This is a genomic window from Rhizobium tumorigenes (genome assembly GCF_003240565.2).
In the GTDB taxonomy this organism is placed as follows: Bacteria; Pseudomonadota; Alphaproteobacteria; order Rhizobiales; family Rhizobiaceae; genus Rhizobium; species Rhizobium tumorigenes.
The window spans coordinates 363,425-383,304 of record NZ_CP117257.1; the positions used below are offsets into that span (position 1 = coordinate 363,425).

At 55.4% G+C, this 19,880-nt stretch carries 20 protein-coding genes and 6 pseudogenes; 14 read left to right on the forward strand and 12 right to left on the reverse strand.

Annotated elements, in window-relative coordinates; genetic code table 11:
- Position 1 precedes the first annotated feature (1 nt).
- Genes virB4 through PR017_RS23250 form a run of 4 tightly spaced genes read right to left on the reverse strand, consistent with a single transcriptional unit; the run spans position 2 to position 3,796 of the window.
- The gene (virB4, locus tag PR017_RS23235; protein WP_219259397.1) at positions 2-2,371 is read right to left on the reverse strand and encodes a type IV secretion/conjugal transfer ATPase VirB4; all 2,370 of its coding nucleotides are present in this window, start codon (positions 2,369-2,371) and stop codon (positions 2-4) included.
- Complete coding sequence (locus tag PR017_RS23240; RefSeq protein WP_279619560.1) at positions 2,371-2,697, reverse strand: type IV secretion system protein VirB3; 327 nt, start codon at positions 2,695-2,697, stop codon at positions 2,371-2,373. The genes virB4 and PR017_RS23240 overlap by 1 nt, the downstream gene beginning before the upstream one ends.
- A complete protein-coding gene (gene virB2 / locus PR017_RS23245) occupies positions 2,697-3,062 on the reverse strand; it encodes a pilin major subunit VirB2 (protein ID WP_111221697.1) in 366 nt (121 codons plus the stop codon). Before virB2 ends, PR017_RS23240 begins: the two co-directional genes overlap by 1 nt.
- A complete protein-coding gene (locus tag PR017_RS23250) occupies positions 3,062-3,796 on the reverse strand; it encodes a type IV secretion system lytic transglycosylase VirB1 (RefSeq protein WP_111221698.1) in 735 nt (244 codons plus the stop codon). The genes virB2 and PR017_RS23250 overlap by 1 nt, the downstream gene beginning before the upstream one ends.
- Positions 3,797-4,263: 467 nt before the next feature.
- On the opposite strand from PR017_RS23250, the pseudogene PR017_RS23255 reads away from it, so the two are divergent.
- The 3 genes and pseudogenes from PR017_RS23255 to PR017_RS23265 all read left to right on the forward strand — a co-directional run.
- A pseudogene (locus PR017_RS23255) lies at positions 4,264-4,383 on the forward strand (IS5/IS1182 family transposase); the annotation flags it as partial.
- Between the two features lie 100 nt (positions 4,384-4,483).
- A pseudogene (locus PR017_RS23260) lies at positions 4,484-4,618 on the forward strand (IS110 family transposase); the annotation flags it as partial.
- Between the two features lie 282 nt (positions 4,619-4,900).
- Positions 4,901-5,047, forward strand: a complete 147-nt coding sequence (locus PR017_RS23265) for a hypothetical protein (RefSeq protein WP_154677478.1) — start codon at positions 4,901-4,903, stop codon at positions 5,045-5,047.
- A gap of 164 nt (positions 5,048-5,211) precedes the next feature.
- Here the strand turns inward: PR017_RS23265 and PR017_RS23270 are convergent, their stop codons facing one another.
- From PR017_RS23270 to PR017_RS28615, 4 genes are all read right to left on the reverse strand, one after another.
- A complete protein-coding gene (locus PR017_RS23270; protein WP_111221700.1) occupies positions 5,212-6,150 on the reverse strand; it encodes a hypothetical protein in 939 nt (312 codons plus the stop codon).
- A gap of 136 nt (positions 6,151-6,286) precedes the next feature.
- A complete protein-coding gene (locus PR017_RS28605; protein WP_423228439.1) occupies positions 6,287-6,511 on the reverse strand; it encodes a recombinase family protein in 225 nt (74 codons plus the stop codon).
- Positions 6,507-6,641, reverse strand: coding sequence for a hypothetical protein (locus tag PR017_RS28610; RefSeq protein ID WP_275113040.1), 135 nt, complete (start codon positions 6,639-6,641; stop codon positions 6,507-6,509). The genes PR017_RS28605 and PR017_RS28610 overlap by 5 nt, the downstream gene beginning before the upstream one ends.
- A gap of 164 nt (positions 6,642-6,805) precedes the next feature.
- Positions 6,806-7,090 (reverse strand): hypothetical protein, encoded by a 285-nt coding sequence (locus tag PR017_RS28615; RefSeq protein ID WP_240539096.1) that lies wholly within the window; start codon positions 7,088-7,090, stop codon positions 6,806-6,808.
- Between PR017_RS28615 and PR017_RS23280 the strand changes: the two genes are divergently transcribed.
- From PR017_RS23280 to PR017_RS23305, 6 genes and pseudogenes are all read left to right on the forward strand, one after another.
- Positions 7,080-7,382, forward strand: a complete 303-nt coding sequence (locus tag PR017_RS23280; protein WP_111221701.1) for a transposase — start codon at positions 7,080-7,082, stop codon at positions 7,380-7,382. The two genes, PR017_RS28615 and PR017_RS23280, sit on opposite strands and share 11 nt — an antisense overlap.
- A 7-nt stretch (positions 7,383-7,389) precedes the next feature.
- A pseudogene (locus PR017_RS23285) lies at positions 7,390-7,598 on the forward strand (IS66 family transposase); the annotation flags it as partial.
- Between the two features lie 96 nt (positions 7,599-7,694).
- The gene (locus tag PR017_RS23290; RefSeq protein WP_111219090.1) at positions 7,695-8,909 is read left to right on the forward strand and encodes an IS701 family transposase; all 1,215 of its coding nucleotides are present in this window, start codon (positions 7,695-7,697) and stop codon (positions 8,907-8,909) included.
- Positions 8,910-9,070: 161 nt separating this feature from the next.
- A pseudogene (locus tag PR017_RS23295) lies at positions 9,071-9,575 on the forward strand (IS66 family transposase); the annotation flags it as partial.
- A gap of 736 nt (positions 9,576-10,311) precedes the next feature.
- Positions 10,312-12,813, forward strand: a complete 2,502-nt coding sequence (gene virA, locus PR017_RS23300; protein ID WP_111221703.1) for a two-component system sensor kinase VirA — start codon at positions 10,312-10,314, stop codon at positions 12,811-12,813.
- Between the two features lie 78 nt (positions 12,814-12,891).
- A pseudogene (locus PR017_RS23305) lies at positions 12,892-13,023 on the forward strand (IS5/IS1182 family transposase); the annotation flags it as partial.
- Positions 13,024-13,115: 92 nt separating this feature from the next.
- Here the strand turns inward: PR017_RS23305 and PR017_RS23310 are convergent.
- Together PR017_RS23310 and PR017_RS23315 are read right to left on the reverse strand one after the other, a co-directional pair.
- Positions 13,116-13,307: pseudogene (locus tag PR017_RS23310) on the reverse strand (transposase domain-containing protein); the annotation flags it as partial.
- Between the two features lie 141 nt (positions 13,308-13,448).
- The gene (locus PR017_RS23315) at positions 13,449-14,282 is read right to left on the reverse strand and encodes an IS5 family transposase (RefSeq protein ID WP_111218080.1); all 834 of its coding nucleotides are present in this window, start codon (positions 14,280-14,282) and stop codon (positions 13,449-13,451) included.
- A 126-nt stretch (positions 14,283-14,408) separates the two neighbouring features.
- Between PR017_RS23315 and PR017_RS23320 the strand changes: the two genes are divergently transcribed.
- The 4 genes from PR017_RS23320 to PR017_RS23335 all read left to right on the forward strand — a co-directional run bounded on the left by PR017_RS23320 (position 14,409) and on the right by PR017_RS23335 (position 18,042).
- Positions 14,409-14,789, forward strand: a complete 381-nt coding sequence (locus PR017_RS23320) for a helix-turn-helix domain-containing protein (RefSeq protein WP_209188320.1) — start codon at positions 14,409-14,411, stop codon at positions 14,787-14,789.
- Between the two features lie 97 nt (positions 14,790-14,886).
- Positions 14,887-16,116 carry a tyrosine-type recombinase/integrase gene (locus PR017_RS23325; RefSeq protein WP_278333133.1) on the forward strand — a complete coding sequence of 410 codons (1,230 nt, stop codon included), beginning with the start codon at positions 14,887-14,889 and terminating at the stop codon, positions 16,114-16,116.
- Positions 16,113-17,057 carry a tyrosine-type recombinase/integrase gene (locus PR017_RS23330; RefSeq protein WP_111218329.1) on the forward strand — a complete coding sequence of 315 codons (945 nt, stop codon included), beginning with the start codon at positions 16,113-16,115 and terminating at the stop codon, positions 17,055-17,057. Before PR017_RS23325 ends, PR017_RS23330 begins: the two co-directional genes overlap by 4 nt.
- Positions 17,047-18,042 (forward strand): tyrosine-type recombinase/integrase, encoded by a 996-nt coding sequence (locus PR017_RS23335; RefSeq protein WP_111218327.1) that lies wholly within the window; start codon positions 17,047-17,049, stop codon positions 18,040-18,042. Before PR017_RS23330 ends, PR017_RS23335 begins: the two co-directional genes overlap by 11 nt.
- A gap of 34 nt (positions 18,043-18,076) precedes the next feature.
- Here the strand turns inward: PR017_RS23335 and PR017_RS23340 are convergent, their stop codons facing one another.
- Positions 18,077-18,448 (reverse strand): hypothetical protein, encoded by a 372-nt coding sequence (locus PR017_RS23340; protein WP_206423133.1) that lies wholly within the window; start codon positions 18,446-18,448, stop codon positions 18,077-18,079.
- A gap of 426 nt (positions 18,449-18,874) precedes the next feature.
- On the reverse strand, positions 18,875-19,315 hold the full coding sequence (locus tag PR017_RS23345) for an isochorismatase family protein (RefSeq protein WP_240538801.1): 441 nt from the start codon (positions 19,313-19,315) through the stop codon (positions 18,875-18,877).
- 274 nt (positions 19,316-19,589) lie between these two features.
- On the opposite strand from PR017_RS23345, the gene PR017_RS23350 reads away from it, so the two are divergent.
- The gene (locus tag PR017_RS23350) at positions 19,590-19,865 is read left to right on the forward strand and encodes a hypothetical protein (protein ID WP_133255528.1); all 276 of its coding nucleotides are present in this window, start codon (positions 19,590-19,592) and stop codon (positions 19,863-19,865) included.
- Positions 19,866-19,880 lie beyond the last annotated feature (15 nt).

Consider the following 19,880-nt stretch of genomic DNA (forward strand, 5'->3'; position numbering starts at 1 on the left):
ATCAATCTCTTGCCTCGTGGTAACGGGCCATGAATTCGCTGAGCCACGCGGACGGGTCGTCCCCCTGCACTTCGCGAAGCTGATCTGCAAATCGCAACGTGTTGGCGCGTCCCGAAAGAACGGCGACATATTCGCGCATTTCCCGCAGATCGAATTCGCAGATGACGCTTCCGCTCTCTCGTTTAAGCAAAAACTTCCGATTACCTACTGCCATGTCTTCGCGGATCGCCTGAAATTCCTTTTCAGTACACTTCAGTCCGTCGATATAAGCCGATCGATCTGCCGTCGGTGAAGGATAGAAGATCTTCGTCATGCATTGCGCGACGAGACTGGCGCCTAGTTGCGATTCCAGAACATGCTCAGGCTGCTGTGTTGCCAGTATCAGCATCCCATTGTTCTTGCGAACGGTAAGCAGAAACTTGTCGATGACCGCTGAAAATTTAGGGTTTAGCAAATAGGCGCGAAACTCATCGCAACTCATCACAAAGCGACGGCCGTCGACCATGGCGCCAATGCGGTGCAAAAGATATGCCGCGGCGGGCGCGCATACTTCCTCATATTCGAGAAGATGCGTCATATCGAAGCCTGTAATCGAGGGATCCAACTTTACTTCGTCGAGCTCGCCGTCGAAGGCCCAGCCCAGTGCGTTGCCACGGCACCACCGTTGGAGTCGCGCTCCCGCACCTTCGGCGGGTCCATGCAACAGAAATTCGCGTAACCCGGCGATTGAGCGCATATGTGGATCAAACGAGAGCTGTCGATGGATGCCCCGCACCAGACGGCGATTCTCCTCGGGGGATATTCCTCCGCGGCCATCGCTCTCAATGAGCGCCACGATCCATTCGCGCAGAAAATCATGAGAGGTCGCTGTATTTTCCAGGCCACGCAATGGCGCCAATCCGCTCGGCATTCCTCTGCGGAGTGCCAAATATGTTCCTCCAGTCGCGCGAACCAGCAGCTCACCGCCGCGGTCCTTATCGAAGAAGACAATCGTACCAGCGCGGTCGACCATGCTCTGCTCGAGCATGGCGAGGATAAAGGTCATGAGCGTTGTCTTACCCCTCCCGATGGGACCGAATATTGCCGTCATGCCAACATCGTGCTCATGCGGGATGTAGTCAAAAGGCGTTCCACCATTGGTGCGAAAGCGTGCAATCGCCTCGCCCCAATGACCTGACCCAGAACCCTCGGGAAAATTCTCGAATGAGACCAAACCTGCGAAGTTGCGCGAAGTGATCGCTCCCGGACGCGTACGCCACTTATAGTTGCCTGGTAGCTGCGACCAATAAGCCGCCTCCATGCCGATGCCCTCTTGGACAACAACGGCTCCGGCATCCGCCAATCGCGTCCGGGCCCGCGCACCTCTATCGGCCAGACTATTGAGATCATTTGCATATAGGCAAAGACTCAAATGATGCGACCCCATAACGAATTCGTTGCTCGCCAGGGCGTCCTCCGCCTCAGATAATTTGCTGATTTGGGTGACGGCTTTGTCGCCAGAACTCAACATCTGGCTGGACTTGAGGCTGAGCTTCGCGTGGGCTTGAGCGCGAGTCAGGAACGAGAAGCTCTGTGTCAGAACAAGCGGAAAATCGAGTGACAGTAGCGCGTTGAGCATACCCGGTCGCGTCCGCGCAGGGTATTCGCGAAACGAGTAAATAGATCCAACGTAACTGTCTCTCGGGGTTCGGATCTCGAGTCCTCGCTTGCCGCAAATAACTCGGTCGGTATAAATCGAGGCGCCGAGCGAACCGCTAACGACCGGAACCGGCGCGAATCGACCAGTCATTATTAGCCGCAGGGCTTCTCCAACTTCCGTGAAAAGCACATCTTGCTTCTCACGAATACCGAGACGGCGCAGGCCGTACGCTTCGAGAGCGCCAGCGACAACATGCCAGAGATCTTCCAGATTCCTGATTTGACTTGCGAGATCGTTTTCCTTTTTCCTATAGAGTTTACCGAACCTCTTCCTCACTTTGCCAAGCATGGCCTGGGGGAGCACGATCAGCGTAAGGAAATGGTCATTGCGAAGTAGTTTTCCGGAGAGAACTCGCTCCTCAAAAGCTTCGTTCAGACTTGCGGAAAAATCGCTGCGGAAATGTCGCGCAGGTGATGGCGGCACATCGTCATGACGTACGAGGTGAGCATATATTGACACATGATCATCAGCGATATTGCGCAGAAGGGTATTAAATGCACGGCAACGTGCATTTCTCAGTTCGGCATCTTCGAGTTCGAAGGCCACGCCCCTAACATGCGCCATCGTCATGATCGATCCATCTTCTAGAAGGACAACATGGTCGCTGAGGTGCCCGACATAGGGTAGATAAACCTCACCAGACCTTTCGGTCGTGCCACTTGCGCCGAGCATTACGTCATTCCCCTCCCTCGCGCGGGAACCTTGATCGGATTTGGGCTAACGCTTGCGCCGCCCCAAATCAGACCATCAATGCTCCTTCCCGCGGTTTGCAAAAACAGTAGAACGACGCTGGCCGCATTATAGTCTCTTTCCACAACAAGCCGCGCTCCGAACCACAATGGCACGACAACGACTTCGTACAGCGGGTTCTGAACGATAACGATGACAAAGCCCGCAAACATCATGAATAGCCCTGCCAATGTCAGTGGCACCCCAAGAAACAATGCGGGCCGTGTCGCCGCCAGGTAAAGGGTCGCTTCTTCTAGCCGATCATTCATCAGCCACCGCCAGTCAGCGTTTTGCCGAGGAAGCTAGCTCCAAACATGATGACAATGCCGCCGACAACACCGGCAACGAGACCGAGCGAAGCGCGCCCAAACATCCAGGAAATTCCGATGGCCACGATGCCAAGAACAGCGAGTGACTGACCGAACGGACCAAGGATAAACGTGCATATGTTATTGACCATTGTGGCTGGGTCAGTGCCGCCACCTGCAGCTTGAGCTGCGGCCGGTCCAGAGGAGAAAATACTCCACCCCATTGCACCACCCACGCTCGGCGCATAGCCAGATACCATGCGCGTCACCGCGTTCGATACGGAGAGGCGATTCAAATGTACAAAGTATCTTTCATAGCATCTCATTATTGCTGACCTCCTTCATTTAAGTCGAACAAAAATTGGTTGTCGTCTTGCGATTTGCGGTTGTCCTGGTCTGGCGGCGGCGGCGGAACGGATGGACCGCCAGCCCCACCCTCCGGATAGCGACGCTTGTACGAACCCCAAACATCCCATGTTTCGGATCTTGGCTTCTCACGATCGTCTTTTTGACGCTCCGTTAACGGAGGGACGAGCTGTTTTGCGGCCGCTTCAACTTTTTGCACGTACCCGTTCGCAAAGCCGTGCTTGAAGTCACCGGTGTTATAGGCAGAGATTGCCCGACGAAGCGCCAATTGCTCCTCTTCAGCCGTGTGACCTCCAGCGTAGCGGCTCCCAAGCAAATTCGCGGCGGCAGATAATGACGAGCACGGTTGAAGGGCTTCGCCAGGTGTCAGTCCGAGAACGGAAAAATTCCGGGAGTTGATCTGCATTAGCCCAACATCCAGCGAATGCTGTGCATTGAGACGGTCCATCACGACTTGCCTTGCTTGGAGCCTGTTCTGCCAGTGAAGTGTTTCACCGGTGGTGTTGTCATGCACGGCAAGCGGATCAAAGCGACTTTCAACCTGAGCGACCGCTGCAAGCGTAGATGGAGCAACTGACGGGGCGCATTCGCGCGCAAAATAATTGAACTCAGCAAATGAGAGTGGCGCCGCGCCGCTCGAGGAGCACATAGAGGCCAACAAGACGATCGACAGCGGTCCTGTTGCCTCCCACATTGCCGATCTCCCCAAGCTCATAACCACTACAGCCCCTTCGTTCGGAAAAATGCCGTCATCTGATGTTCACGACTATCGGGACGGTCGGTTACTCCAGGATTTTAGTTTTCTTCTTTTTGATTTCATTTGAAGCGAAAACCGCTTTTCAAGCACTCGAAGCGCCGCCGGCGAAGATGGCCCTCCAAGACGACAGCGGGGATATATTGATCCCGCACGGTATAATTTTTGTTTTTGAACGCGTGTAGCGCGACATCACTGACGAAGGGTTAGGCGACATCGAAGTTGACGACTTCAACGGCCACGATAGAGGTTGTGACTCATCCTTGCTTTATGATCAAGAGCGACGCCGCTGGCTGACGCTGCTGGATAGCGGTGCGTCGTCGAAAGCTCTCGACGTTCATTTCGAAGATGGTCCGCAAAACGAGTCTTCTGATTCAAATGACTCGATAATTTGTAACAAGAAACTGACCAGCGGCGGAATGCGCAAGACCCGCCATCGCGGAAAGGATCGCGTCGGCTGGATGTTCACCCTGACAGCGACGGCTTACAATCTGGTGAGGCTGCCAAAGCTGCTGGCGACAGCATAGTCGCGCCCGTAATCCGCCGAAAGAAGGCGGATTACCACCAAGTCGCCCCACAGCAGCACGGAAGACCTGCAGCAATTGCAGTGCGGGCGCCACACGTGACCAGAGGGTTGGCGATCTGAAAGGGCGGGCACGACGTATCGCGATCGTCGCGATGGCACGCAAGCTTCTGATTGCGCTCTGGCGCTATACCGAAAAAGGCGAGATCCCGGCCGGAGCCGTTCTCCGAGCAGCATAGAAATCGCAGCCAGTATTTGCTGGCTGTGCGATGAGGATGACCGTCTTCCTCAATGGTCAACCAAGAACCGCGTTCCAGGTTGGTCGTGCTCATTGGGGCTTGCCTCGTGCATGAGGCATTGTGGTTATGGGCTCTTCGTCGACCCGACTGCATGTAAGGTTACGTAGCAAAGGCTGCCACACAGCGCTGCCCAACCTCGCAATGGTTTCCGGAATTGGAAAGAGAAGAATATGGCACGATGACGTTGACACATGAACCCTCATATAAGACGAGGCCAAGCATTTGGCGGAAATCGCCCGTCATTTTGACGAGGATGCGCACGCCATCCTCATCATGGGTTATGCGGGCTGGCACAAGTCCAATCATCTTGTCGTGCCCGAAAACATCACCATCCTACAAGTCCCGCCGAAATCGCCGGAGCTAAGCTAATCTCGCGGGGCAAGGTCATATCGACGGCGGCCTTCACCACCAACAAACCACGTCTATAGTTCGCGAGCATCATCCATGATTTGGTGCCCACCTTTTCGGCGGACATATAATACCTGAGAGCACCGCGCTTCAGAAGGCGCATAAAAAGCGCGCTTACTAAGAAATTATCGCGATAATCCAGAGGGATTTCTGTCACGGGAAGAAGCATCTAGCTCAGTTCGCGTGCGTGCGTATGCATCATTGATATTTTTCGCAAAGCTTCCGCTACCTGTTAAGAGCCCGGCATCATTCGGACCCCGTCTTGCTATCGAAGCGCTATATCTTTCAATTGTCTCGATTACTGTGTCTATAGGTCTGACCTCAGGCTCCGTCGCTTCCCTATATCTTATAGGATTTGCGTCCATGTCTTTTTGAACCTCAAAATCGGCGTAAGCTCGGCGAAACAGGGGAGACAGTCCCGGACGACTGTTCCTCTCTTGTTTGATGCGGGCCCGTTGATCTCCATTCAGGTACTTTTCGCCTTCGACCAACACATCGGCCGCAGGGCATTTCTGACCCATATTCCAAGTCAAAGGGGGATCTAGCCGCAAAATCTCGATGGAGCGTTCCATGAGGCTCGTCTTGTTTGCTTCACCAAGATCATCCAAGTGCTTTATGACGCTGAGAATTGCGTCGCATTGAGCAGATTCTGGTAAACTGAGGATGTGGTTCACAAATTTCGCTTTTCCCCCTTCAGTCTGGAACTTAAGAATTGGGCCAACGGCCTTCGTTCTCGCCGTCGGAGAAGGTCGATTCGTCGCCTCCTCGGGTAATTGATTTCCGGGAATAACGGTATCGAACACGGTTCTGGCGGAAGTGCAAATTCGCTTCATTCGCGCGTGGTATTTTCCGACGGGATCGCTTGTAACGGCTTCACGACCCGGACGTCCGGTACGTTCCAGGCTTCCGAGATTCCTTGCCGTTTCTACCGGGTCCTGGTTAGGAATATAAGTCGCTACCTTTGCCAAGAGCTCGGAAGGCATATCCATATTTGTCACTGTGGAATTGGCTTCCCTACGGGAAGCTCCGGAATCATCATTTAAGATTTGCTGGCTAGGCTCCATAGTGCATGCTCCATCTTCTCTCAATCACTTGGAGCCTACTTTGGTGGTGAGAGAGCCTCAACCTTTATTGTATTACTTTTGCAATTGACAGACATTGGTTCAATGGTTGTGTCGACAGAGCGGAATTTCGAAATCGTCATTTTTCAACGGTATAGGTCCCGGCGTAACGTGAATTGTGCAGCACGCGCATCGCCGTTGAAGGCGTCAGTGGCCGGAAAACCGTCTGGCTGTCATGGAAGCGGGAGCGAAAGAGAATGCCATCCTGACGAAAGGCTTTGACAGTCTGAGAGGCGGATTCGACGCGAGAGAAAGTCTCGAAGAAATGGGCGATCGTCTCTCTGACCTGGAAGTCTGGATCAATGGTTCACATTGCCGGAATGATCGTAGACCATGCCGGTTGGCAGTGGGCAACGAAACTCGCCACGCCGGGCCTTATTGAGGATGCCGCCGCGCAGCCATGCCTTAATCACGTGGAGTTCGGCCTCACTCATTGTTCCCTTCAGGCCGAGCAGGAGCCGGTCGTTGAAATTTGCCGCGTCATATCAGCAAGGCCGCAGCTCTCGAGCAGGCGCTGCCAGTCAGCACTGTGGCGCGTCAGACGGGAGACCTCCAGGCCCATGCCGACATCGCTGACCAGCCGCTGAAATCCTTCGCGTCAGACCGCCGATGCGCCGGATCCACCCTGATCGTTATCGTTGACGATAATCAGCTCCTCGCGCCAACCTAGGGCGATAGCGCGCCCGCGAAGCGCATATTGCCGCATGGCGCTCTCGGTATTGTCGATGACTTGCCGCATCGAAGATTGGCGGACGTAGAGGTACGCGCCGCGTTCACGGTGTTGATGGCTGCCCAAAAGCGCGCATAGAAGGGCATGCTCCTGAAAGCCGAAGTCCACTCGGCAGGAATTCAGTATCGCGACGGAGCGGCACTTGGTTTTCAACAGGCTCGCCAACCGGTTTCCATTCATCGAGAAAATCTGCGGCGATGGCGGCTATCAGGGCCCCAAGGTCGAAGAGGCAAGTCCGCGCCCGATGCAAATTGTCAAACGTAACCAGGTCGGTTTCCGGGTGCTCCCAAAGCGATGGATCGTCGAGCGAACGCTGGCGTGGCTCGGCATAAACCGCAGAATGGCAAAGGATTTTGAACGTTTCTCAGCCACAAGCCTCGCCTTCATCCAAACTGCAATGATAAAGCTCATGACCAGAAGGCTCGCTCGCTACCTGCTTTCTTGAATGGACTCTATGGGCTGTTTTGCGCGATGATCGCGGCTGGAACGGATCCGATCCGGCAGGCGTGGTCGTCAACTACCGGCCTGGGCGTAAAGGGGAATATGCCGCAGAGATCCTCGACGGCTTCAACGGTACGATCAAGTTGATGCCTATGGTGGCTACTCGCACCTGGCCACGCCAGATCGCACGGGCGGCGATCCGCTGAAGCTGGCCTTCTGTTGAGCACACGGTCGCAGAAAACTGATTAAGGCCAAGCCGAAAAAGGGCTAGCATTACAGTTGCGTATTTTTACAAGTTCTGAATCTATAGGCCTCCATGATTCGGAGGTCATGGATGATGGGTGCATCGATCGAGACAACGTTGGAACTTTGGGCATCGTCGCTGCGTGAAGTTAAGGCGCGTATGCGCGGATTGTTTACGCAGGAGCGCGTTGCAGCATCTGCAAACCTTTTCCTGGACGGCTTGTTAGGTGATGAGCGCCGTAAGACAGGTTGGATGCGCGCTGAGGCGGCTGGCGATCCTGGTCCGTGGCGACAGCAAGCCATCTTGGGTCGTGGACGCTGGGACGCAGACGGACTTCGCGACATTGTGCGCGAGTATGTTGTGGAGCACCTTGCCACAGATGATGCGGTCCTGGTCATTGATGAGACCGGCTTCCTCAAGCAGGGCAAGACATCTTGCGGTGTTTCACGTCAATATACAGGGTCAGCGGGCAAGGTAACGAACTGCCAAATCGGTGTGTTCACCGCCTATGTTTCCGATCGTGGTCATGCCTTTATCGATCGAGCCTTGTACTTGCCAAAGAGTTGGACCAGCGATCCGGCAAGGGTTGCCGCCGCTCATGTTCCTGAAGCTGTAGCCTTCGCTACCAAGCCTGCCCTCGCTGTCGATATGATTCGGCGGGCGCTGACAGCCAAAGTGCCGTTTTCATGGGTGGCAGCAGATGCGGTGTATGGCGTCGGAGACGTCGAAGGAGCGCTGCGCCGAGCCTGCAAAGGTTACGTTCTTGGGGTTAAATCCGACCATCATTTTGGCGCTTGGTCTGGTAAGCCTTTCGTCGCAGGAACCGCTCTTGAGATTGCCCGTGATCTCGATCCGGCTGCATGGCATCGCCTTTCCGCTGGCGATGGCACAAAAGGCGCGCGGCTTCATGACTGGGCCTACTGCGAACTGGCCGATCTCGATGCCGACGAATACAGTGATACGCAAACCGGGCTTTGGACGCGCGGCTTGTTGATCCGGCGCAATATCAGCGATGGCGACCTCGCATTCTTCACGACTTGGTGCCCGGCCGGAACAGGCATTCAGACGCTCGTATCCGTCGAAGGTCACCGTTGGGCAATCGAAGATAGCTTCGAGACAGCCAAGAACGAACTCGGCCTCGATCATAACGAGACCCGCTCGTGGCATGGCTGGCATCGCCATGTCTCGCTCGTCATGCTCGCCTTCGCAATGATGGCTGTGATCCGATATCGCGCCAATAATGCGGCACCCCAAAAAAGACCGAGGATGCCGACCATCACGATCTGATCCGCTGGTCCATCCAAGAGGTCCGACGCATTGCGAATAAGCTTGCCCAGCGGCGTATAAAGCCCGCCCACATCATCGCATGGTCATGTTGGAGACGAGCGCATCAAGCTGCCGCCCAACGCGCTCACCTGAAATCAAAATTGCAACTGTAATGCTAGGCCATCGTCGACGAGGCGTTGTTGCGGATCGCCGCTCTTTATAAGATTGAAGACGGCATCCGAGGCCACGATCCGGAACATCGCCGGGCAGTCCGCCAACACCTGTCCCGCCCATTGGTGGACGAGTTCTTCACCTGGCTGACCGCTCAGGCAGTGCGTATCTCTCGCAAGACCGATCTCGGCAAGGCCATGGCTTATATCCTCAAACGACAGGATGGCTTCCGGCTGTTCCTTGACGACGGCCGCGTCGACATCGACTCAAACCTGGTCGAAAACGCAATACGCAGCCCGGCCATGAACCGCCGCAACGCGCTCTTTGCGGGCCACGACGAAGGCGGACGAAATTGGGCCCGCTTTGCGAGTCTGATCGCAAGCTGCAAAATGAATGGTGTCGAGCCATATGCTTATCTGCGCGATCTCTTCATCAGCCATTGCAAATGGCCATCTCGCCAAAGACATCGACGCCCTTATGCCATGGGCCTATGCACAACGGCCAAGCTCCTCATAATGAGCACGTCCGGGACTCCCCGACGTGCTCATTGAGCTTGCTGCAAGCCCGCAAATTGAGCGGCCCAACTGCATAATCAATGGGGTGGAGCCGCCGCTTACGGAAAAACAGGCATGGGATGACTCCTTCTTGGCTTAAAAACAGCCGCCACCTTCACTGAGGGAAAGGGAGCGGTCCATACCATCAAGTGGGCCGTCCAATGATCCAGATATGTGACACTGGAAACTATCACCCGCATCAGCGATGATCCGCTCATCAGCCTACCAGCCGTGGCACGCTGATATCCCCTCCAGCCGACACCAGGAGGCACCGTGGATGTCAAAAGCTACACCACGCTACGGGACACGATCATCGGTCAGCGTCCCCAGGCTCTACTGGTTCGTTTGCGCACAACGATGACATGCAAAAAAATGGCTTTCGGTACGGATCGACCTTCAAACCATCGCAACTTCCCGTGTCATCCTGACACGACTTTATCGGACATCCCACCCTCGCTGACGCCATTCTGATCGCCTCGTTCACAACGCACAACGCATCGATCTATCTGGCGATAGCTTGCGAATGAATCCAGTCGCGAAAATCTTGACTCCCAACCGAGATCGACTGAAAACAATCGAGACCAGCAGGCCCCCAGCCTCAAGGAGGCGAGATCATCCCGGGATTCGGGGGGCGCAATCATCTCGGAACAAGGGGCGGCTTCATCGGAAGCGGTATTGGCACGAGGAAGTAAGTACGGATGAATGGAAGGTATTCACCGAATCGGCAAGATTTCAAGACAGGTGCTAAGGCTTGGTCTATCCTGGCCATGGTAGTTGGTGCAATGATTTTTGCCTTGGCGACAATTGCGTCTTGGCAGGACAATGAGACCAATCGGGCGATCCTGACCCAATTGCGAGCAATTAACATCGACAGTGCCTCGCTGCAGCGGGATGTACTCCGCGCGGAAGCTGGTATGGTGGCGAACTACCACCCAATTATCGCCAGGTTTGGAGCTTTGCGGAAGAACCTGGCATATTTGAAGCTACTATTTAAACAATCTCATCTTGTGAGCGGTAACGATCTCTCTCGACTGCTAGACCAGCTAAAGGTATCTGTGGATAGGACTGACGCCGCCGTTGCAGTCTTCGGAGCGCAGAACGTGCTCCTGCAAGATTCAATTGCCAGCTTCACCCGCGCGCTGAGTAATCTTCCCAAAATGCCGTCAACGGATCAGACGGTCGAAACCCCGATCGAATTGGGCAGCCTGATGCTGCAGTTCATGCGTCAGCCAAACCCAGCACTCTCGTTGGAAATCAGTCACGAACTCGATGTGCGCCAAAAAGCGAACGGTGGGCATGAAGCTCCCATCCGCATACTAACACGCGAGGGTCGCGTCATCTTGTCGGTTTTGCCCCAGGTGAATGATAACGTAAACATCATTCAGGCCTCCGACACTGCGGAAATTGCCGAAAGACTGCAGCGCAAGTGTCTGGAAGCTTATAGCTTACGAAGCGTGAGGGAGCAGCGGGCACGGATCTTCTTGGGTTCCGTTTTGGTGGGCCTTTGCGTCTATATCATCTCACTGGTATATAGGCTGCGCCGGAAGACGGATTGGTTAACGCGGCGTTTGGATTACGAAGAGGTGATCAAAGAGATTGGGGTTTGTTTCGAGGGGGCAAGGCCGACAGCGTCGTCCCTCAATTCGTCCGCGCAAGCTGCGCTTGGAATTATTCAACGCTTCTTCAATGCTAAATCGTGTGCGCTAGCACTGGTGGATCATGGTGACAGGTGGGCTGTTGAAACTTTCGCAGCGAATTCGCCTGGTGCCGTCTGGGAGGACCTCGCGCTACGCGAGATGGTTTCTCTTGCCAAAGCAGATGGTCGTGCGTCAGTATTCCGCATTATGTCGACGCGCAAGGTTATCTGCTTTCCTCCGGAGAGTCAGGGCGTTTCTATGCTGCTGGCACACAAATCTACGGATCACCTGATAGCGATTTGTTCCCTCGTTTATGAGGGCTATCGTCGGCAATCTTGTCCAGGTGAAATTCAGCTTCTTGAACTCGCCACCGCCTGCCTCTGCCACTATATTGATGTTCGGCGTAAGCAGACCGAATGTGCTATTCTGGAGAGGCGATTGGAGCATGCTGAACGTCTTCAGGCAGTCGGTACACTTGCTGGTGGAATAGCGCATGAGTTCAATAACATTTTGGGAGCAATCCTCGGGTACGCTGAGATGGCGCAAAATACGCAGCGTCGGTCATCTGCCACCCGAAGGCATATTGATCAGATTATTTCATCGGGTCACAGAGCCAGGCTCATCATCGATCAAATATTGACTTTAAGCCGAAAAGTAGAACGCGTAACAAAGCCGTTCAGTGTATCCGAACTCGTAATGGAAATTGCTCCCCTATTGCGAGTAGCATTGCAGAGCAACATCGAGCTGAATTTTGAGTTTGATGACAAGAAGAGCGTAGTCGAAGGAAGCCCACTTGAGGTGCAGCAGATGCTGATGAATCTTTGCAAGAATGCTTCCCAAGCCTTTACCGCCGATGGTAAAATCGACATCATCGTTCGCCGAACTTTCGTATCTAGACAGAAAATACTGGCGCATGGTGTTATGCCAGCTGGTGACTATGTTCTTCTTTCTGTCAGCGACAACGGCGAAGGCATTGCCGAAACGGTGCTGCCCCACATTTTTGAGCCTTTCTTTACAACACGCTCTCGCAGCGGCGGTACGGGTTTAGGTCTTGCCGCCGTGCACGGTCATGTCAGCGCGCTTGCAGGATATATTGACGTTACATCAGCCGTTCGGCGAGGGACGCGCTTCGACATCTTTCTACCACCTTCTTCGAAGAAGCCCGTCAGCCCGGACACGTTTTTCGGCCGCTGTAAAACACCGCGTGGCAACGGAGAGATTGTGGCATTGGTTGAACCGGATTCCGTATTGCGGGAGGTGTATGAGGACAAGATCGCCGCTCTGGGCTATGAGCCAGTGGGCTTTAAGACATATGCAGAATATGGCAATTGGATATCAAAAGGCAAACAAGCCGATTTGGTTCTAGTTGACCAATCGTCTCTTCCCGACAATCAGGGTGCTACTGGCTTGCATGCAGCCTTCAAGACAGCGTCCATCATCATCGGAGGAAGTGACCTTAAAATGTCACTTTCCAGCGATGACATGACGTCCGCGCTTTTTCTGCCCAAACCTATATCCTCCAGGACCATGGCCCACGCGATTCGGACCAAGATTAAAACCTAGCAGTGTACGGAAAAGGCCCTTGCTGTGAACGGACTGCCGTGACTCCATGCCTGAGTGATTGGTCGGCAGGAGCAGGACATGCGTGGCAGTGATATGCAGACGGCGGGTCTGTTTTCTTATGTGAGCTGCGAAGCCCGCGTTCCGACAAGCCATCCGCTGCGGGCGATCCGCGCCATTGTGGACGAGGCGCTGGAAGTTCTGTCGTATGCGGCGTCCACGCCCCATTGATTTTTCAGTTGCAGCGGCTTGATGGTATTGCCTTTGGGGCCGGATGTGAGCTCACCGACGAGTATCTGACGAGCTCATTGTGAGGACTTGATGCGGGCGGCATAGGCCCAAGGCATTAGGGCATCGATGTCTTTGGCGAGGTGGCCGTTTGCGAGGCGGGTGAAGAGGTCGCACAGATAGGCGTAAGGCTCAATTCCATTCATTTTACATGTGCCGATCAAGCTGGCAAACCGGGCCCAATTTCGGCCCCCTTCATCGTGGCCTGCGGATTCCGCTCTGAAGCCGGCCGCCATTCCAATCATTGACCGGCCACCGTTCCGATTTGAAGCCGGCCACCATTCCAATCAATAACCGGCCAGTTACCGGCACTCAAGTTCCCCTGGGTCAGAGTCGGACTCGAAAAGGCTTCAATGATATCGATACCTTGCGAGCCGCCGGGTTATCAGGCGAATGTGGGCGATCATAATCCATGCCTCTGAGGAGGCGATGGATTTTTCGACGTCCTTTGCTAGCCTGCGGCATCTGCCAAGCCACGCGAAGGTCCGCTCGACGACCCAGCGTCGTGGCAGAACTTCAAAGCCTTTCGCTTTGTCCGAGCGCTTGATGATCTCGACCGTCCAGCGTCCGATCTTCTTCAATCGCCGCTTCAACTTATCGCCTGCATAGCCGCCATCAGCGAAGACATGCAGCAACCATGGCCACCTGTGGCGGATGGATTTCAGAAGATCAGGAGCACCATCGCGATCCTGGATGTCGGCGCTGTGCACCATGAGACCGACCATCAGGCCAAGCGTATCGACGATGATATGGCGCTTTCTCCCTTTCGTCTTCTTACCTGCATCATAGCCTCGTATGCCACCGCTTTCCGTAGTTTTCACGCTCTGACTATCGATCACACCAGCCGTCGGACTTGCCTCTCTGCCCTCCAACTCGCGTGCCTCCATCACGAGATGATGGTTGATGCGTGTCCAAAGTCCCAGTGCCCGCCATTCATAAAAATAGCGCTGGACCGTTGAACAGGGCGGAAAATCCTTCGGCAGCATCCGCCACTGGCAACCGGTGGTGGCGATGTAAAGCAGAGCATTTACGACCTCGCGCAAATCAGTGGTGCGAGGTCGACCCAAGCGGCGGGGCATCGGCAAAAAAGGCGCAACCAGTTCCCATTCCCGATCCGTCATGTCACTTGCATAGCGAGCCGTTCGCCGGGCATATTGCCGACGGGTGATTTCAGTCCAGGCCATCGTGAACTCCATCGAATCTTTGCAAATCCGAAGGAATCATAACCTGTTGAAATCACCCACCTCTTTTTGAGGCAGCCAATCAGCAACCTTGGCATGTGTCCCCTCGATATCCACGAGGGGAATTTAATGCCTGCAAAAAGAAAGCTGACCATGCGACACATTCGACAAATGCTGCGGCTTGCGGGTAGCGGAACGAGTAGCCGCGAGATCGCGGTGATACTTGGCATTGCTCGGAGCACCGTGCAGGACAATTTGAAGCGGGCTGCGATGGCAGGGCTGAGTTGGCCGCTCGCCAGCGACCTGACAGACGATGTCCTTGAGGCCAAGCTTTTCGTCCACCCCGGCGTCAAGCAGGGCCAGCGATTGCGCCAAGAGCCCGATTGGGGCCCGCTTTCAATAGAGCTGAAGAAGCCAGGCGTTACGCTGCTTATCCTTTGGGAAGAATACCGCAGCATTCATCCAGATGGGTATGGATATAGCCGTTATGTTGCGGCCAAATTTATGTAGTGGAAGGCCTCTCTTGCTCAAGCGCCTCGGTGTCGTGGGGGGCTTGACGCAACATAACTCGATGACTGGGTAGCAAGCTTTCCAATGGAGGTTTGCTATGGATCATACGACTGATGCCGGCCGCTCGGCGGCCCACTATCATGATGATGACGCGCCGTTTGCCGAAGAGCGGAACCGTTATCTTCGCCACTGCGCGGAACGCGGTGCCACTCACGCTTCTCTCAAAATCAAACGCAACGAGCTGTTGTGGATTGCCCCGCGCCTCGGTCCGAATGCTCCTTCGGAGGGCATCGACATCGAGGTCCTCCGACAGATTGCGATTGAGAGGCAACAGGCGCACGGAGCGCTCACGGCCGCCCGAAGAGTGGTCGATATCGGACGTCCTTGGCTTCGATTTCTTGGTTGGTGGCGAGAACCGAGTACCGGATTCGAGTATCAGGGGCAACTCGAAGAGTATGTGAGATGGATGCGCGATGAGCGCGGCTTCACACCATCGACGCTTGAGCAACGGATCCGTGTGATCGGCAGGTTCCTGCGCTGGTGCGATCAGACGAACCGGCAACTCGGAGATCTTCAGGCGGTCGACATCGACGCTTATTTTGTGTCCCAGGCAACGGGACGATGGTCCCGTGTGTCGGTCGCCACCACTGCTTCTGCTCTGCGGGTATTTCTGCGCTATGCCGGAAAGCGGGGATTATGCGCAAACAACCTGGCCGGATCGATCGATCGTCCCCGGCTTTACCGAGAGGAGTCGCTGCCGTACGCCCCGAACTGGTCAGACGTGCAGCGCATGTTGGCCGATGCCGACACCGACAAGCCGCGGGACATTCGCGATCGTGCAATCCTGCTGCTGCTTGCGGTCTATGGAATGCGGAGCGGCGAGATAGTTGCATTGCGCCTCGATCGGATCGACTGGGCCGGTGGGACCCTAGGGCTTTTCCGTCTGAAGCGCCGCCAGCCGCAGATCTATCCTCTCGTTTCGTCTGTTGCTGAGGCGCTTGCCCGCTACATCGACACGGTTCGGCCGTCGTCGTCGCACCCGGAAGTCTTCCTATGCATGCAAGCGCCCCGTCGGCCGTTGAAGGCGGGAAGCATCTATGATGTCGCGAACCGCAGATTTGTCGCGCTTGGAATCGAAGCGGCCCATCGCGGGGGGCACGCACTGCGGCATGCCTGCGCCTCTCGGCTTCTTGCCGAAGGTCTGTCGATAAAGGAGATCGGGGACCATCTGGGGCACCGCAGCGCGGCGACGACCAGTATCTACGCCAAGGTGAACTTGGCAGCCCTTCGCGAGGTTGGTGCATTCGACTTGGGAGCGCTGCAATGATGCTGTCCAATGTTGTCGACGCGTATCTGGCCAAGCAGCGGTCATTGGGCATGCGTTTCGAGTCCGCCGAGGTGCTGTTGCGCAGATTCTGCCGCGTGATGGGCAATCCCGAGATCAGCGAGATTACCCCGGAGGCGGTAGCCGCGTTTCTCCAAGGCAGCGGATCGCTCAGCGCCACCTGGATGCTGCGTTACAGGGTGTTGAGCGGTCTTTACCGCTTCGCCGTCAGCCGCGACTATCCGGCGTTCTCGCCACTGCCGACATCATTGCCGAAGCTGCCGCCGCAACAGACGCCGTACGTCTATTCGACGGAAGAGCTGCGCCGGCTGCTGGACGCGACCTCTATCCTGAAGCTTGGGCACAGTCCTCAGGTGCCGGCAATGTATCGCACCCTTCTCCTGCTGCTTTACGGTAGCGGTATGCGCATCGGCGAGGCGCTTCGCTTGGTCTTGCAAGACGTGGACCTGACCGAGCAGATCATCACTGTCCGCGACACGAAGTTCTTCAAAACGCGTCTCGTGCCGATCGGACCAAAGCTCAACTACGAGCTGTCTGCGCATATCGAACGCCGGCGCCTTCTCCCTTTGCCGCGTGGGGAACAATCACCGTTGTTCACTACGCGCGATGGCCGGCCGTGGCACTACGTGCGGGTTATTTCCTGGTTCCAGCATGTCCGTCGAGCCGCCGGAATCAGTTGCCCTATCGGGGAGCTTCGGCCGCCACGACTGCACGATATTCGTCACACCGCCGCCGTGCACCGGGTGGTCGCCTGGTATCGCTCCGGTCAAGACGTGCAAAGGTTGCTTCCGCAACTCGCAACCTACCTTGGCCATATCGATATACGTTCGACCCAGCGCTATTTGCACATGACGCCCGATCTCCTCGATGCAGCCAGCCAGCGCTTTGCGCAATATGCAATGGGGGCCGACCATGAAGGATGAGAACCTCCTTGGTCCGTGGATCCGTCGTTTCCTGTTGGAGCATCTGGTCGCCGAACGCAATCTTTCCCGCAACACCCAAGCCAGCTACCGCGACACACTTAAACTGCTGTTGCCGTTTGCGAGTGAGAAAGGAAGTTGCGCCATCGAACGTATGACAGTGGAGGAGTTGACGCCGGCAGTCGTCCGCAAATTCCTGGACCATCTAGAACGTGATCGCCGATGCAGCGAGGCAACCCGTAACCAACGGCTGGCGACCATTCATTCGCTGGCACGCTTCGTCGGCATGCGATCACCGGTTCATCTGGCGTGGTGTTCCGAGATAAGGGCAATACCATTCAAAAAGACAGCGAAGGCCGCAATCGGGTATCTCGAGAAGGCCGAGATGGATGCGCTTCTCGGTCAACCTGACAGGCGTACGCCTATCGGCGCGCGTGATCATGCTCTGTTGCTATTCCTGTACAACAGCGGTGCTCGCGCGGATGAGGCCGCAAAATTGACGATTGGCAATCTTCAGTTGGGCACGTCTCCGTCAGTCCGCCTTCACGGCAAAGGAAACAAGACACGAATTTGCCCATTGTGGCCAGCGACGGCGATATCGCTGGCTCGACTCATTGCCGATCGGGATAGGAGCGATGCGGTCTTTCTGGGTCGGACGAAGGAGCCTCTGACGAGGTTCGGAAATCACCGCGTCGTGACGCAATACGCTGCCACGGCGAGCAAAACCGTGCCGACATTGGCCACGAAGCGCATCAGCCCCCATACGATCCGGCACACGACAGCTGTCCATCTCCTGCGAGCAGGCGTCGATATCAACACGATCCGCGCTTGGCTGGGCCATGTGTCGTTGGATACCACGCACATCTACGCCGAGGTGGATCTCGAGATGAAGGCCAAGGCGTTGGAAAAGGTTGATATCAGCGGCTTGAGAAGCACCCCACGGCAGCGATCCCTGCCGTCATTGATGGCATTCCTGAAAGCATTGTAGGCAACTATCTTATGTGACGGCTTGGGCCAAGGAATCACCGAAATCCTTGGCTCATTCCCTGCTGCCGCAACATAAATTTGGCCGCAACATAACGGCTATATCCATACCCATCTGGATGAATGCTGCGGTATTCTTCCCAAAGGATAAGCAGCGTAACGCCTGGCTTCTTCAGCTCTATTGAAAGCGGGCCCCAATCGGGCTCTTGGCGCAATCGCTGGCCCTGCTTGACGCCGGGGTGGACGAAAAGCTTGGCCTCAAGGACATCGTCTGTCAGGTCGCTGGCGAGCGGCCAACTCAGCCCTGCCATCGCAGCCCGCTTCAAATTGTCCTGCACGGTGCTGCGAGCAATGCCAAGTATGACCGCGATCTCGCGGCTACTCGTCCCGCTACCCGCAAGCCGCAGCATTTATCGAATGTGTCGCACGGTCAGCTTTCTTTTTGCAGGCATTAAATTCCCCTCGTGGATATCGAGGGGACACATGCCAAGGTTGCTGACCCAGGGGAACTTGAGTGCCGGTAACTGGCCGGTTATTGATTGGAATGGTGGCCGGCTTCAAATCGGAACGGTGGCCGGTCAATGATTGGAATGGCGGCCGGCTTCAGAGCGGAATCCGCATGCATGGAGGCGGAAGGCTCGAAGATGCTCGCTTCCTCCCATAGCTTCCTGATTTCAACCGCCGTGGCGTTGCAGCTTTTAACACTGACTCCGTAGGCCATCCGTTACGTCCGTTGTAGGTTGTTGTTCGACCTTATCGCAACTGAGGGCGCTGGGTCGAGTGGCGCTTCAGGCCGACAGCCGCCCAACATGTTGGCAGCTCTGCGCCAATTGCGGTCATTCAAGGGGTGTTATGATTTCGGGGCTGTCGACAACATTGGCGAAATCGGATTTGAGATGGGCCATGGAGACATCAAAAATCACGCGAGCAGACAGATTTTCATCGGGAAGGTCGAAGCCCACGACGGCATCACGGACCACGATCATACTGAACCCAAGATCCGAGCCAACTCGAACGGTCGTGTTAACACAGTAACCTGCAACGGCACCCGTGACGACAAGAGTGTCGATGCGATTGTCCCGGAGATAGTTTTCCATGTCGGTCGATGCAAAGGGCGATGATGTGCTTTTGACAAAAACCGGTTCCCCAAGAAGGGGTTCGAGGCCCGGTATCATCCGTTGTGCTGGTGCGCCTGGGTGCATAGGCGATGCCGGATTGAGGTCGCCATGATGAACATGGATTACCGTATCACCGTTCTCACGAAATTTTGCAGCCAAAGCGGCGATCTTGACGGCAGCACGCCATTGACATGATCCCGCCCGCGATCGAGGCGGTCTTGCGCGTACATCTGCATATCAATGACAACCAGAGCTTTTTTCAAAATGCGTGATCCTGTGGAGCTGCAAAAGCAATAATCGCGCCTATCATGTACTCAGATGTCGGCAAAGGGAAGACAGCGGAAGCAGTTCAAGATCTGATAGCCGACATTCATGAGCCGTTAATCTCGCATATGGACTCTGAATGAGGTAGCATTTTTCGAGGGCTGCTTGCATGAGCACTTTTTTGAGCAACGCTGAGTTAGTTGCTTCGTTCAAATTCCGGCCATCAAAGATCAAATCGCTGGTTAGGGAAGGCCGCATGGCGATGGTGTGGCTAGCAATCACGGCTCTGACGACTGGGTTCCTCGTTCCCCATATTTATCGCAGAAGCGTTGACCGCCACTTTCACGATCTGCTTCGAGCTGAGCTCTATCGAATTTATCTGATACTTGCAGGCTTCGGTGTTGGTCGCCTGATCAACCTCGGTCTCAGCCGCCGAATCCGCTAGGAAGGTTCTATCAGA

Excerpts from the sequence above, each read along its gene's own strand:
- PR017_RS28610 (WP_275113040.1), bottom strand. The coding sequence starts at position 6,641 with ATGAGTGAGGCCGAACTCCACGTGATTAAGGCATGGCTGCGCGGCGGC.
- PR017_RS23330 (WP_111218329.1), top strand. The coding sequence starts at position 16,113 with ATGATGCTGTCCAATGTTGTCGACGCGTATCTGGCCAAGCAGCGGTCA.
- PR017_RS23250 (WP_111221698.1), bottom strand. The coding sequence starts at position 3,796 with ATGTGGGAGGCAACAGGACCGCTGTCGATCGTCTTGTTGGCCTCTATG.
- PR017_RS23315 (WP_111218080.1), bottom strand. The coding sequence starts at position 14,282 with ATGGCCTGGACTGAAATCACCCGTCGGCAATATGCCCGGCGAACGGCT.
- virB4 (WP_219259397.1), bottom strand. The coding sequence starts at position 2,371 with ATGCTCGGCGCAAGTGGCACGACCGAAAGGTCTGGTGAGGTTTATCTA.
- PR017_RS23320 (WP_209188320.1), top strand. The coding sequence starts at position 14,409 with ATGCCTGCAAAAAGAAAGCTGACCATGCGACACATTCGACAAATGCTG.
- PR017_RS23290 (WP_111219090.1), top strand. The coding sequence starts at position 7,695 with ATGATTCGGAGGTCATGGATGATGGGTGCATCGATCGAGACAACGTTG.
- virA (WP_111221703.1), top strand. The coding sequence starts at position 10,312 with ATGAATGGAAGGTATTCACCGAATCGGCAAGATTTCAAGACAGGTGCT.
- PR017_RS23340 (WP_206423133.1), bottom strand. The coding sequence starts at position 18,448 with ATGCTGCGGCTTGCGGGTAGCGGGACGAGTAGCCGCGAGATCGCGGTC.
- PR017_RS23270 (WP_111221700.1), bottom strand. The coding sequence starts at position 6,150 with ATGGAGCCTAGCCAGCAAATCTTAAATGATGATTCCGGAGCTTCCCGT.
- virB2 (WP_111221697.1), bottom strand. The coding sequence starts at position 3,062 with ATGAGATGCTATGAAAGATACTTTGTACATTTGAATCGCCTCTCCGTA.
- PR017_RS23325 (WP_278333133.1), top strand. The coding sequence starts at position 14,887 with ATGGATCATACGACTGATGCCGGCCGCTCGGCGGCCCACTATCATGAT.
- PR017_RS23350 (WP_133255528.1), top strand. The coding sequence starts at position 19,590 with ATGAGCACTTTTTTGAGCAACGCTGAGTTAGTTGCTTCGTTCAAATTC.
- PR017_RS23240 (WP_279619560.1), bottom strand. The coding sequence starts at position 2,697 with ATGAATGATCGGCTAGAAGAAGCGACCCTTTACCTGGCGGCGACACGG.
- PR017_RS23335 (WP_111218327.1), top strand. The coding sequence starts at position 17,047 with ATGAAGGATGAGAACCTCCTTGGTCCGTGGATCCGTCGTTTCCTGTTG.